We start from the raw sequence: 13,334 nt of genomic DNA on the forward strand, positions 1-13,334 counted from the left end.
CCTCATAGGTCACCGTTCCGCGCGCACCGATGATCGCCTTGAAGGGGCCGAGCGAGGCCTCCGCGATCATGCAGATCAGGATGCTCTTGCCTGGCGGGCAATGCTGCTTCAACGCGCCGAAATAGGACGGGATCGGCGATGAGATCGGCGTCACCAGCTTCTTGACCACGCCGTCTGCCAGGGCGACTTCATAGCCGGCCTGGAACGCCTCCATGTAATCGTCGAAGGCGACGATGACGTCGATCCACGGCCAGGCCGGGGCCAGCGGCATTTCGAGCGCGGTGATGATGCCGGTCGTGCCGTAGGCGCGGTTGACCTTCTGGGCTGCATCGTCGCGCAGCTCGAGAATGCGCGGCTGCTCCTCCACCGTGACGACGCGGGCCGCCAGGATATTGCCCGGTTCGCGCAGGCCGCCATAGGTCACGGACCCAACGCCGCCCGAGCCGCCCGCGACGAAGCCGCCGACAGTCGCCGATCGTTTGGTCGAGGGATGCATGCGCAATTCGTAGCCGGATGGCCGGGTCGCCATGTCGATATCGAGCAACCTGGCGCCGGCCTGGACGCGGATCGCGCCGGGCTTCTGCCACTCGATCGCGGTCAGTGCGGTGATATCAAGCAGGACGCCGCCTTCAAGCGGCACGGCTTGACCGTAATTGCCGGTTCCCGCGGCACGCACCGTCAGCGGGATGCGTCGCCTGGCACAGGCCGCCGCAACGCCCACCACATCGGCCTCGTCGCGCGGACAGACGATGATATCGGCCGACTTGTTCGCCAGTTCGGCATTGAGGATCGGCGAGTACCAGAAGAAGTCGCGCGAGCGCTTGCGCACGACCTGCGGCTCATCGATCAGCGGGATGTCGGCGATATCGGTCTTGAAGCCCGCGATATCGTAGCGCGRGGGCTGAACCGCCCTCGGTTTGCGGTCCGGGACGGCGTTCATGATCAATTCTCCCGCTTCAGCGCGCTTTCATGCCAGCGCCGCAACAGCAGATGCGAGATCCAGCTCGTCACCAGGAAGATCGCGATGCCCGAGAGCGAGATCATGATCAGGGCGGCGAAGACCCGCGGAATCTTGAGCTGATAACCGGCTTCGAGGATGCGGTAGGCGAGGCCCGACTCGCTCCCTCCCGTTCCGGCAACGAACTCCGCCACCACCGCGCCGATCAGGGCAAGACCGCCGGAGATCTTCAGGCCCGCCAGGAAGTAAGGCAGCGCGGCCGGCAGCTTGAGATAGCGCATCGTCTGCCAGCGCGTCGCGCCATAGAGCTGGAAGAAATTGATCAGGTTGTGGTCGGCCGAGTTCAGCCCGAGGATCGTGTTCGACAGGATCGGGAAGAAGGCGACGATCCAGGCGCAGATCAGCAGCGACAGGTTGATGTCGCCGGCCCAGATGATGATCAGCGGCGCGATCGCGACGATCGGCGTGACCTGGAGGACCACCGCATAAGGCAGAAGCGACATCTCCAGCCATTTCGACTGGGTGAAGAGCACGGCCAGCGTGACGCCGACGACCACGGCTGCGAAGAGCGCCATGAAGGTGATGCGCAGCGTGATCCAGAGCGAGCCCGAAAGCGTGCCCCAGTCGGCGATCAGCGTTTGCCCGATCAGCACCGGCCCGGGCAGGATATAGGGTGGGATCTCCTTCCAGCGGACGAGGAACTCCCACAGGCCAAGCGCCAGCACGCCAACCGCGATCGGCGCCAGGATGCGGGGCCAGGCGCTGGCGKGCAGGCCGAGGATGCGGGGCTCGGCCGCGAAGATCGGGCGCGCTTCCGCATCGGTCCCGTCATGGGGCACATGCGGCATGGTGGTATCCAGGGACGGCGCGCTCATGAGCCGATCGCCTCCTTGAGCTTGCCGGAAACGACACGACACAGATGCGCGTAATCGGCCGAGGTGCGGAACAGCTCGTCGCGCGGATAGGGAGCATCGACGTCGAGATCGGCCATGACGCGCCCGGGACGAGCCGCCATGACGACGATGCGCTTCGACAGGTAGACCGACTCGAACACCGAATGGGTGACGAAGACGGCGGTGAACTTCGTCTTCCACCAGAGCTCGAGCAGGTCGTCATTGAGGCGGTGACGGGTGATTTCGTCCAGCGCCGCGAAGGGCTCGTCCATCAGCAGGATCTTTGGCCGCATCACCAGCGCACGGGCGATCGAGACGCGCATCTTCATGCCGCCGGAAAGCTCGCGCGGATAGGATTTCTCGAAGCCCTTCAGCCCGACCAGCGCCAGCATCTCGGCCGAGCGCTCCTGCGCCTCGCGCTTCGGCACATGCTTGAGGATCAGCGGCATCATCACGTTGGACAGGGCATCCGCCCAGGGCATCAATGTCGGGTCCTGGAAGACGAAGCCGAGATCGCGCTCCGGCTTGCCGGAGGCGTCATGACTCGTCGTCGGCCAGTCGATCGTGCCCGTCGATGGCGCACCCAGGCCTGCGATCATCCGCAGCAAGGTCGACTTGCCGCAGCCCGAGGGGCCGAGCAGGCTGATGAACTCGCCCGTGCCAAGGTCGAGATTGACGTCGCGCACGGCCAATGTGCCGTTGGCGAACTGCTTCGAGACATGCCGGACTGATACGAGCGGCCTGGCGCCGCTGCCTTCGACATGAGGTCTGCTCAGATAGGCTGTGTCCAAAGCCTGATGATCCATCTTGCTGCTGTCGAACGTCTTCCGGTCATCCCGGACGGATCGGCGCCGCCGCGCCGACCCGGGGTCCATGAAGGGCGGAAGCCGCCTAAGCCTTGCCGACGCCCTTGTTGATGAACTCGAGGCTATAGGCCTTCTTGATGTCGATGCCAGCAGGGAAGACGCCGGCCTCCGTCATCATCTTGTAGAAATCGGCCCAGCGCGCATCGGTCATCGCGCCGATGCCAAGCGTCAGCGCGTCTCCCGAGAGCACGATGCCGTTCTMGTTCATGACCTGGCGGGCATAGGCGAGCTTCTCGCCGTCCATGTCGGGATTGTCCTTGAGGATCAGCGCATTGGCGGCCTCGATCGCCGGACCGCCCTTCATGTACTCGGCCCAGCCTTCGAGAGTCGCGGTGACGAAGCGCTGCACCACGTCCTTCTTTTCGGCGACCATCTTCTTCGAGATGTTGATGGTCGTGTTGTAGTTGCCGAAGCCGGAATCGGCGAGCAGGTGCACGACCGGGTTCACGCCGGCCTTGCGGATCGCGAAGGGCTCAGAGGACAGGAAACCCTGCTGCGAGATCGTCTTGTCGGCCAGGAACGGCGCCATGTTGAAGGTGTAGGGCCGGATCTGCTCGTCGGTGAAACCGAACTTCGCCTTCAGGAAGGGCCAGAAGCTGGTGCGTCCRCCGGCGCCGACCAGGATCGGCTTGCCCTTGAGCGCAGCCAGCGTGTCGTTGCCCTGGCCCGGATGCGAGATCAGGACCTGCGGGTCCTTCTGGAAGATCGAGGCGATGCAGAGGAAGGGCAGGTTCTCCTGGGCATAGCGGATCGCCTCGAACGAGTTCGACATGATCATGTCGACCCGGCCACCGAGCAGGAGCTGCGACGGGTTCTGCTGCGGGCCGCCCATGCGGATATCGGCGTCGATGCCGTATTTMTTGTAGATGCCGTTGGCGAGGGCGAGATAGAAGCCGCCATGTTCGCCCTGGGCGCGCCAGTTGGTCTGGTAGCTGACCTTGTCCAGCGTCTGGGCATTGACCCTGGCTCCGGGAACCGGGATCAGGGCGGAAGCGGCCGAGCCGCCGATCAGGCCGAGCGCAGCGCGACGGCTCACGCGATACTTCATCGTCATGGAACGGACCTCCAGGAACAGGCTAGCCAGCGGCGTCCGCGCCGCGCTGTGGCCACCAGCGAGCAACATATATGCCACGCTGCCAGGCGCGCTGGAAATCCGGCATCGCACTATTACGCACAGAGATCGGGCATTTGCCCAATTCCTCGCCAGATCTGCAACACCTGAAGTGATCAACAGCCGCGACGGCGCCATGCGGCCACGCGGCTTCCTCCGCCGGCACTTCCGGCTATGGTGGCGCCGTCCACGGAATCCGAGATCAGCATGACCAGCCCTGCCCTCTCCGCACTTCGCGCCGAACTCGCAGATCTGACCATCTATGACGACGCGCCGTCGCTCAGGATGCACAGCCGCGACTTCTTCTGGTTCTCCCCCGTGCTGAAGCCGGATCTCGAGGGCAAGCAGGCTGAACTCGTGATCCTGCCGAAGACCAAGGACGAGGTTCGCCGCGTCGCCTCGGCCTGCGCGCGCCATCGCGTGCCATTGACGGTTCGCGGCGGCGGCACCGGCAATTACGGCCAGGCCGTACCGCTCGAAGGCGGGGTCGTGCTCAACCTGTCCCGGTTCAGCCGTGTGGTCTCGACCACGCTCGGCGCGGGCCGGTTCGAGGCTGGCGCGAACATGCTCGATATCGACAAGGCGCTTGCCCCGCTCGGGCAGGAGTTGCGCATGCATCCCTCGACCCGGGCACAGGCAACGCTCGGCGGCTTCATCGCCGGCGGAGCTGCCGGCGCCGGTTCCTGCACCTGGGGGCAGATCGACAATCCAGGCGCGGTCATCGCCGTCGAAGTCATGACGGTCGAGCCCGAGCCGCGACTGATCGAGCTGCGCGGCAAGGACATCCTCAAGGTCATGCACGCCTATGGCGTCAACGGCATCATCACCGAGGTCGAGGTGCCACTGGCACCCGCCCATGCTTGGGCAGAACGGATCGCGACCTTCGAGACCCTTGGCCAGGCGGCCGCCTTCGGCCAGGCCTTCACCGAATGCGACGGTATCGCCAAGAAGCTGATCAGCATCCACGATCCGCGCATTGCCCCGTATTTGCGCCGGCTCGCCCCCTGGCTGGGCGAGAACAAGGCCTTTGCCATCCTGATGGTCTCGGAGCCGCAGGGCGACGAGCTTGACCGGCTGATTGCCGAGATGGGCGGAACGGTCACCTTCTCGCGCGCAGCGGCTGAAGCCCGCGCCGCGGCATTCGGGGAGCATCGCGAGAAGGGCGCGCCCGGCCCGCTCTACGAATACACMTGGAACCACACCACGCTGCATGCGCTGAAGGTCGACCCCGACATCACCTATCTGCAACTGCGCTTCCCGCCGGTCCGCAACCTCGAACTGCTGGCCTGGGCCGAGACGCATTTCCACGAGGATGTGCTCTTCCACATCGAGTTCCAGCGCCGGCAGGGCAAGGTCTACCATTCCAGCCTGCCGCTGGTGCGCTTCACCACGGCCGAGCGCCTGCACGAGATCATGGCGCAGGCCGAAGAAGCGGGCATCCAGGCCTCGAACCCGCATAGCTGGGTCCTGAACAATGCCGGCTGGAAGAAGGTCGATGCGCCGCAACCGGAGTTCAAGCGGATCGCCGATCCGCAAGGACTGATGAACCCCGGCAAGCTGTTGAACTGGCAAGCCGATGCTGCGCAGGCGGCGGAATGACGAGCAGACAAGGACGGATTGAGCGATGAGCGCGCGTTTCTGGGGCGACCTGAAGACCACCGATTTCGAGGGGCTGTCGCCCGACAACACGGTGGCGGTGCTGCCGCTGGCGGCCATCGAGCAGCACGGGCCGCATCTGCCGGTCTCGGTCGACACCACCATCATGAATTCCATGCTGGCCGAGGCGATGCCGCTGGTTCCCGCCAATCTCGATGTGCTGGTGCTGCCGACGCTGCCGATCTGCAAGTCGAACGAGCATCTGCATTCGCCGGGCACGCTGACGCTGTCCTGGGAKAGCGCAACGCAGAGCTGGCTCGAGATCGGCGAAAGCGTGCGGCGCGCCGGCCTGCGCAAGCTCATCATCGTCACCTCGCATGGCGGCAATATCGACCCGATGAAGGTGGTCGCGCGCGAACTGCGCGTGCGCCACGGCATGCTGGCTGTCACCACCGCCTGGCGCGCCTTCGGTCTGCCGCAAGGCGTCTATGCCGATCTCGATGCCAATCACGGCATCCATGCCGGCGACATCGAGACCTCGCTGATGCTGCATTTCCGGCCGGACCTCGTCGACATGGGCAAGGCCGGCCATTTCGAGCCAAGCACGATCCAGATGCAGGGCGAGTACGCCTGGCTCAGGCCAACTGGCCTACATGCGCATGCCTGGATGGCGCAGGACGTCAACCCCAGCGGCGCGGCAGGCGATGCCAGCTTGGCGACGGCAGAAAAGGGCAAGGCGACAGCGGCCCTTCAGGCGAAGGGTTTTGCCGAGCTGCTGGCAGACGTCGCCAGGTTCCCGCTCTCGCAACTGCACAAGGCGTCGTAACCGGCAGCCTCAATCGGGGTCGAGCAGGCGCGGTCCCGCGCCCTGCTCGCCCAACCGATCCCAGGGATTGTGCAGCGGGCAGCTCTTCACCGAGAGGCAGCCGCAGCCGATGCAGTCGGTCAGGTGGTCGCGCAGCCGCGTCAACCGGTCGATCCGGCGCTCCAGCTCAACCTTCCAGACCGATGACAGGCGTGACCAATCCTCCGCCGTCGGCGTGCGCTCCGATGGCAAGGCCTTGAAGGCGTCGCCGATCGTCTTCAGCGGGATTCCCGTGCGCTGCGCCACCTTGATGATCGCCACGCGCCGCAGAACCTCGCGCGGATAGCGGCGCTGGTTTCCGCTGCTCCGCGCGCTCCGGATCAAGCCTTTCGCCTCATAGAAATGGATGGTGGAGACAGCGAGCCCGCTGCGCCTCGCCACCTCGCCGACGCTCATCTCATCGAAGAAATGGGCGTGATCCGCTTTGCTCATCGACGCTTGACCTTAACCTTGCTTGAGGTTTTATAACCCTGCGCTTCCGATGTGCAAGCAGCCTGGAGCGCGACCATGCACCGCCCGTTAGACCGCAGGATCCACCTCGCCCTGATCTATGGCAGCACCCGTGAGGGGCGGCTCTGCGACCGGGTGGCCAACTGGGCGCTGTCGCAGATCGAAGGCGAAGGCCCCTTCGTCGTTGATGTCATCGATCCGCTGACGCTCKACCTGCCGAAGCGCCACCCACGCGGCGAAACTCCGACAGTGCGCCTGCTCAGGGAGCGGATCGGGCGCGCCGATGGCTTCATCGTGGTCACGCCGGAATATAACCGCGGCTATCCGGCGCCTCTGAAGTTCCTGATCGATCTCGTCGGGGCGGAGTGGCGCGGCAAGCCGGTCGCCTTCGTGTCCTATGGCGGCGTCTCGGGCGGCTTGCGCGCCATCGACCAGTTGCGCCAGGTTTTCAACGAGTTGCATGCGGCCACTATCCGCGACGTTGTCTGCTTTGCGCATGCCTGGAGCCAGTTCGACGAGACCGGCCAGCTCCTGGATGCGACCAAGGCCGAGCAGGCGATGGCAACCATGCTGGCGCAACTGCACTGGTGGGCGACAGCGCTGCGCGATGCCCGGGAAAACGTCCCCTATGGTACATTCGCGGCTTGAACCGATCAGCAATCACCGACGACAATAGGTCGGAGAGGGGTCATCAAATGGCCCCTTTCAACCTACATATTTTATAAGACKGCTAATGAAATTCAGCTAGATTGGCTGCGCTTCGCGAGGCCCTTGGCACCCCCGATTCGGAGACCACCGTACGAGATGAACGCAGTCGACAGCACCACCTCGGTCCTGATCCACCTCGCAGGGGCGGTGGCTCTGCTGATCTGGGCCGTGCGCCTGGTCAGGACGGGCGCCACGCGGGCTTTCGGCTCCTCGCTCCGACAGGCGCTCGCGCGTTTCACGCGCAACCGCTTCACGGCGCTGGCGAGCGGAGCGGCGGTGACTCTGGTGCTGCAAAGCTCGACGGCGACGACGCTGCTGCTCTCCTCGTTCGCGGGCCAATCGCTGATCACCCTGCCGATGGCGCTTGCCGTGCTGCTCGGAGCCAATATCGGCACGGCGCTCGCAGCCTTTCTCGTCTCGCTCGATCTTGGCTGGATCTGGGGGCTTTGCCTCGCAGTCGGTGTGGCGCTCTACCTCGCCAACGAGGCGATGGACCGGGCCCGCAATATCGGCCGTGTCCTGGTCGGCATCGGGCTCATCCTGCTCTCGCTCGTCGAGCTGAAATCCGCTGCCGCTCCGCTCGCACAGTCTCCGACCTTCAAGCTGATTCTGCAGGCACTGGCCGGCGAGCCGGTCATCGCCGTGCTTGTGGCCGTCGCCGCGACCTGGCTGACCCATTCCAGCCTTGCCATCGTGCTGCTGATCGCTTCGTTCTGGTCGGGCGGGCTGCTCTCCCCGACCATGGCCGTGACACTGATCGTCGGAGCGAATCTCGGCAATGCCCTGGTCCCGGTCATCGACCAGCTCGGCGCCCCGATCGCGCAGCGCCGTGTCGCGGTCGCCAATCTGCTGACGCGCCTCGTCATCGCCGTCATCGTGATCCCGTTCGCCGGCCCGCTCGCCGGCTGGTTCTCGTCCTTGTCTCTCCATCCCGGACGGCTCGCAGTCGAGCTGCATCTGGCGCTGAACATCGCCGGCGGGCTGCTGTTCCTGCCCTTCATCACACCAATTTCCAACCTCGTCCTGCGGCTCATGCCGAGCGCGCCGACAAACGAACGCGTGATCCGCCCGCTCTATCTCGACCCCGGTGTGCTCGACAGCCCATCGGAAGCGCTTGCCTGCGCGATGCGCGAGACGCTCCATCTCGGCGACCGCGTCGGCGAGATGCTGAAGGACACGCTGACCCTGCTCGATGGCGACCAGATCAAGCTCTCCCGCGAGATCTCGCAGGCCGATGACGGTGTCGACACGATCCACGAGGCGATCAAGCTCTATCTGGTACGGCTGTCCCGGTCCGAGCTGAGCACGGAGGAAAGCCGCCGGCTGCTCGAGATCGTCACGTTGAACACCAATCTCGAGCATATCGGCGACGTCATCGACAAGAACCTCCGGGAACTGGCCGAGAAGAAGATCCGCAAGGGCTATCGCTTCTCGGCGGAGGGGCTTGCCGAGATCAGCGCACTGCATGCSCGGGTGTCCCACAGCCTGCGGCTGGCCTTGAACGTCCTCGCGACACGCGACATCGCATTGGCGCGTCAACTCTTCGATGAGAAGGCCGTGATGCGTTCCGCCGAGCGCCGCGCGACCGAAAGCCATTATGAGCGGCTGCGCAGCGGCGTGCCGGAATCGATCGAGACGAGCTCGATCCATCTCGACGTGCTGCGCGATCTCAAGCGCATCCACGGGCACATCACGTCGATCGCCTATCCCATCCTCGAGACGGCCGGCGAATTGCGGGAGAGCCGCCTCAGGCACAGCGAAGCATCCGCTGCCGAGGCTGATTTCGATCTTGGCATGGTACCGCAACCCAAGGGCTGAGCCCGCTCGCCTGCCCTCGCGGATGTATAGTCCAAAGGCGTAGGTCTTTGGGAGGCTCCGAGGGTTTCTCCTTGATCTCAATCCGGAGCGAGCATTGATCAACGCTGAGCACTATCGACTTCACAAAATAGAACTGGCCGCTGGCGAGTGGGAGAACGCATGATGAGCTGCATTGCCACTATCCGGAGACACTCATGCGGCTCCAACTCCTCCGCAATGCCACGCTCAAGCTTGTCTATGCGGGCAGGACATTCCTGATCGACCCTGATTTCGGCCCCATGCACGGCCGTCCATCTTTCACCGGCAAATCCGCAAACCCGATGGTCGAGCTGCCCGAGCCGATCGAGAGCATTCTCGATGGTGTCGACCAGGTGATCGTCTCGCACCTGCATTCCGACCATTTCGACAGCGTCRCGAAGGAGCGCATTCCCAAATATCTGCCGCTGACCTGCCGCCCCGGCGACGAGGACAGGATCGTGGAGGCGGGCTTCCAGTCAGTCAGCCCCGTGGAGTGCTTCCAGCGGATCGGACCGATTATCCTGAAGCGCGTCCCGGCGCAGCATGGCAGCGGCGCGGTCGTCGAGAAGATGGGGCCCGTCATGGGCTTCAGCCTGGAGGCCCCAGGCGAGCCGACCCTCTATTGGTGCGGGGACAGCATTCTCTATCCGCCGCTGCTCGAAGCGGTTTCAGCGACCGCGCCGGATGTGATCGTCACCCATTCCTGCGGTGCCCTCTGGGACAGCAGCCTGATCGTGATGGACGACGCCCAGACGCTGGCACTCTGCGAAGCAGCCCCCGAGGCCATCGTCATCGCGACCCATATGGAAGCGCTCGACCACGCCAGCGTCAACCGGGCGGCCTTGCGCAAGGCCGCCGAACAGCGCGGTATCGGGCCAGAGCGCCTGTTGATCCCCGGAGACGGCGAAACCATCGAAATCAGGGAGCCCGCGCGGGTTTGACCGCGCGGTGCTGGGTTACTCCCCCGCTTTGGCGGTCTTGGCGTAGATGTCGCGATAGCTGTCGCGCAGCAGGTTCTTCTGAACCTTGCCCATGGTGTTGCGCGGCAGTTCGGGCACGATGAAGACCTGTTTCGGCAGCTTGAACTTGGCGAGGCGCTGGTCGAGCGCCTTCGAGATCGACGCGGCGGTGATCTCGGCGCCGGCCTTGACCACGACCACGGCCGTGACGCCCTCGCCGAAATCGGGATGGGGACAACCGATGACCGCGCTCTCGATCACGCCCGGCATCTCGTCGATCTCGGTCTCGACTTCCTTCGGATAGACATTGTAGCCGCCGGTAATGATCAGGTCCTTGCCGCGCCCGACGATATGGACATAGCCGGCGGGGTCGATCTTGCCGAGGTCGCCAGTGATGAAGAAGCCGTCATCGCGGAATTCGGCCTTGGTCTTCTCGGGATTGCGCCAGTACCCCTTGAAGACGTTCGGGCCCTTGACCTCGATCATGCCGATCTCATCGGCACCGAGCGTCCTGCCGGTTTCCGGGTCGGTGACGCGCGCGCTCACGCCTGGCAGCGGGAAACCGACCGTGCCGGCCACACGCTCGCCCTCATAGGGGTTGGAGGTGTTCATATTGGTCTCGGTCATGCCGTAGCGCTCGAGGATGGCGTGGCCTGTGCGCTCGCGCCATTCGCGATGCGTCTCGGCGAGCAGCGGCGCCGAACCGGAGACGAAGAGGCGCATATGCCGGGTCGCCTCCTTGGTCAGGCGCGGATCCTGCAGCAGCCGGACATAGAAGGTCGGCACGCCCATCATGCAGGTCGCCTGCGGCAGGTATTTCATGATCTGCTCGGGATCGAATTTCGGCAGCAGGATCATCGAGGCGCCGGCGAAGAGCACGACATTGGTCGCGACGAAGAGGCCATGCGTATGGAAGATCGGCAGCGCATGCAGCAGCCGGTCATCCCTACTGAAGCGCCAGTAGTCGACGAGCGCGAGCGCATTCGAGGCCAGGTTGTCATGGCTCAGCATGGCGCCCTTGGAGCGCCCGGTCGTCCCCGAGGTATAGAGGATGGCGGCCAGGTCGTCCGGGCCACGTGCGACATCGGCGAATTCTGCGGAAGCGCCGCCGGCCTTGTCGAAGAGCGTCCCTGTCGCGACACCGAGCGTTTCCAACCTGGCGCCGGCCTTCTCGGCGTAGGGCCGCAGGGCCTCGGCCTTGTCTGGATCGCACACGAAGACCGCGGGCTCGGCATCTCCGAGGAAATACTCGATCTCGGCCGGCGTGTAGGCGGTGTTCAGCGGCAGGAAGACGGCGCCGGCGCGGATCGTGCCGAGATAGAGCATCAGCGCCTCGATGCTCTTTTCCACCTGCACGGCGACGCGGTCGCCCGGCTTCACGCCGAGCGCCACCAGGGCATTGGCGAAGCGGGCGGACACCGCGACCATCTCGGCATAGCTGTAGCGACGGCCGTCATCGAGAAGCGCGAAGGGCGCGTCGGGTGCGGGAATGCGCGCGGTGACGAGGTCGAACAGATGATTGGCCATGACAGGTCTCGGGTTTTCGTTCAGGCGGAGACGGGACGGAGCAGCTTGCGGACGGCGGACGAAGCGACGACGGTGTTGCGGCTGGCGAAGGCCTCGTGATTGGCTTCGATGTCGCCGAGATCATAGCGGTAATTGACCATCACGCCGTGCGACTCGCGCAAGCCCCGGGCCGAGAGATTACCGCCGATATTGATGCGTTCCAGCCTTGCGCCGTTGCCGAGATGGAAGCGCGCGACCGGGTCGATGACCCGCCCCGACGATGCACGCGCGCGCAGCAGATAATGCGCCGCCATCTGACCCAGCAGCTTGTCACGCCGGGCCCTCTCCTGTTCGTCGAGCGCCATGGTCTCGCCGACCGGGCGCGCAAGCTCGGAGAGTTCCTCATTGGTGAGCAGCGGGTCGCCAGGCTCGGCGACGATGCCCGCGAGCCAGCGCGCAAAGCCGGGAACGGGCGAAAGGGTGACGAAGGTATCCAGCCCGGGCAGTTCGCGCTTCAGGTCCTCGGCGACCTGTTTGATGAGGAAATTGCCGAAGGAAATGCCACGCAGCCCCTCCTGGCAGTTCGAGATCGAATAGAACACCGCGGTGGACGCATTCTGGGCCGGGAGGACCTCGCGCCCCTCACTCAGGACTTCGGCGATACTGCGTGGGATCGCGCCCGTCAGCGCAACCTCGACGAAGATTAGCGGCTCGTCGACCAGTTGCGGATGGAAGAAGGCGAAACAGCGCCTGTCTGCAGGCTCGAGCCGGCGGCGCAGATCATCCCAGCCCTGAATCTCGTGCACCGCTTCGTAGCGGATGACCTTCTCCAGCACATTGGCCGGTGTGTGCCAGTCGATGCGGCGCAAGACCAGGAAGCCGCGATTGAACCAGGAGCCGAAGAGATGCCGGAAATCATCATCGACCGGCTTCAGGGCCGGGTCGGCCTCGATCGCCTCGAACAACGCCTCCCGCATGCGGACCAGCACATGGGTGCCGCCGGGCGCGAGGTTGAGCCGGCGGAAAAGTTCCTGCCGGCGCGGCTCGGAGGCAATGTGCAATGCTGCGATCGCAACCGCATCCGGCTCATTCTGGTAGCGCGCGATGGCGGCGTTCAACTTCTCCTGATCCGGACCGAAGCGATCCTGCAGCAGGCGGAAGAAACCGAGGCGCCCGGGCGGATCGAGCCGTTCCCATTGCTCGAGAACGGCYTGCGCCAACGCCATGCCGGAGGCCTCACCGCGCCCTGACAGCAGGTCCTCGCAAAGCCGGTCAAGCGAGCGGTTGCGGTTCCCGGCAAAACGCTCAAGGCCGATCAGTGCGCGGCCCCGGTCCGCCACACTCGTCAGKAGTTCGCCKAGAAACGCCATGTCCATCCCCGTCTCCGCTGCCGTCGTGGTGCGATCCTATACGAGTTTTTCTGCGCCGGAATGAACGGCCTGTCCTGCTCGAGCATCGGCCCGAAAAGTGGATTGCGGTTTTCGGAGAAGCCGATGCGAACATAGAAGCTAGGTGTTTGATCCCGGGCTTTGATGGTGCAGTCTTTTCGCGTGAGTGGAAGGAGGCGCTATGGGCCAGGTTCACCA

The 13,334-nt window shown here is 64.7% G+C and carries 12 protein-coding genes; 5 read left to right on the forward strand and 7 right to left on the reverse strand.

Annotation, left to right across the window (positions count from 1 at the left end; genetic code table 11):
• The 4 genes from AC1DJT_RS25085 to AC1DJT_RS25100 all read right to left on the reverse strand — a co-directional run.
• Window positions 1-940: FAD-binding oxidoreductase (locus tag AC1DJT_RS25085; RefSeq protein ID WP_476835090.1), on the reverse strand; the 940-nt coding region annotated here is incomplete at its 3' end.
• A 2-nt stretch (window positions 941-942) separates the two neighbouring features.
• Window positions 943-1,833, reverse strand: a complete 891-nt coding sequence (locus tag AC1DJT_RS25090) for an ABC transporter permease (protein ID WP_476835091.1) — start codon at window positions 1,831-1,833, stop codon at window positions 943-945.
• The gene (locus AC1DJT_RS25095) at window positions 1,830-2,642 is read right to left on the reverse strand and encodes an ABC transporter ATP-binding protein (RefSeq protein ID WP_441489087.1); all 813 of its coding nucleotides are present in this window, start codon (window positions 2,640-2,642) and stop codon (window positions 1,830-1,832) included. Before AC1DJT_RS25095 ends, AC1DJT_RS25090 begins: the two co-directional genes overlap by 4 nt.
• 100 nt (window positions 2,643-2,742) lie before the next feature.
• Window positions 2,743-3,771 carry an ABC transporter substrate-binding protein gene (locus AC1DJT_RS25100; protein ID WP_476835092.1) on the reverse strand — a complete coding sequence of 343 codons (1,029 nt, stop codon included), beginning with the start codon at window positions 3,769-3,771 and terminating at the stop codon, window positions 2,743-2,745.
• A 264-nt stretch (window positions 3,772-4,035) separates the two neighbouring features.
• Here AC1DJT_RS25100 and AC1DJT_RS25105 point away from each other — a divergent pair, with 264 nt between their 5' ends.
• Window positions 4,036-5,427, forward strand: coding sequence for an FAD-binding oxidoreductase (locus AC1DJT_RS25105; RefSeq protein WP_441506657.1), 1,392 nt, complete (start codon window positions 4,036-4,038; stop codon window positions 5,425-5,427).
• Window positions 5,428-5,452: 25 nt separating this feature from the next.
• Window positions 5,453-6,250 carry a creatininase family protein gene (locus AC1DJT_RS25110; protein ID WP_476835093.1) on the forward strand — a complete coding sequence of 266 codons (798 nt, stop codon included), beginning with the start codon at window positions 5,453-5,455 and terminating at the stop codon, window positions 6,248-6,250.
• Window positions 6,251-6,259: 9 nt separating this feature from the next.
• Here the strand turns inward: AC1DJT_RS25110 and soxR are convergent, their stop codons facing one another.
• On the reverse strand, window positions 6,260-6,721 hold the full coding sequence (soxR, locus tag AC1DJT_RS25115) for a redox-sensitive transcriptional activator SoxR (protein WP_441489083.1): 462 nt from the start codon (window positions 6,719-6,721) through the stop codon (window positions 6,260-6,262).
• 75 nt (window positions 6,722-6,796) lie between these two features.
• Here soxR and AC1DJT_RS25120 point away from each other — a divergent pair, with 75 nt between their 5' ends.
• From AC1DJT_RS25120 to AC1DJT_RS25130, 3 genes are all read left to right on the forward strand, one after another.
• Window positions 6,797-7,387, forward strand: coding sequence for an NADPH-dependent FMN reductase (locus tag AC1DJT_RS25120; protein ID WP_476835094.1), 591 nt, complete (start codon window positions 6,797-6,799; stop codon window positions 7,385-7,387).
• 156 nt (window positions 7,388-7,543) lie between these two features.
• Window positions 7,544-9,265, forward strand: coding sequence for a Na/Pi cotransporter family protein (locus AC1DJT_RS25125; protein ID WP_441506660.1), 1,722 nt, complete (start codon window positions 7,544-7,546; stop codon window positions 9,263-9,265).
• 194 nt (window positions 9,266-9,459) lie between these two features.
• Window positions 9,460-10,224 (forward strand): MBL fold metallo-hydrolase, encoded by a 765-nt coding sequence (locus AC1DJT_RS25130; protein ID WP_476835095.1) that lies wholly within the window; start codon window positions 9,460-9,462, stop codon window positions 10,222-10,224.
• A 15-nt stretch (window positions 10,225-10,239) separates the two neighbouring features.
• On the opposite strand, the gene AC1DJT_RS25135 is transcribed toward AC1DJT_RS25130, so the two are convergent.
• Entirely contained in the window at window positions 10,240-11,769 is a 1,530-nt protein-coding gene (locus AC1DJT_RS25135) for a malonate--CoA ligase (RefSeq protein WP_441506662.1), read from the reverse strand.
• Window positions 11,770-11,789: 20 nt separating this feature from the next.
• Window positions 11,790-13,124: a malonyl-CoA decarboxylase gene (locus tag AC1DJT_RS25140; RefSeq protein WP_441506663.1), complete on the reverse strand. Its 1,335-nt coding sequence runs from the start codon at window positions 13,122-13,124 to the stop codon at window positions 11,790-11,792.
• Window positions 13,125-13,334: the final 210 nt, after the last annotated feature.

This window comes from Allobosea sp. 05T422_2 (assembly GCF_056396265.1).

Excerpts from the sequence above, each read along its gene's own strand:
- soxR (WP_441489083.1), bottom strand. The coding sequence starts at position 6,721 with ATGAGCAAAGCGGATCACGCCCATTTCTTCGATGAGATGAGCGTCGGC.
- AC1DJT_RS25135 (WP_441506662.1), bottom strand. The coding sequence starts at position 11,769 with ATGGCCAATCATCTGTTCGACCTCGTCACCGCGCGCATTCCCGCACCC.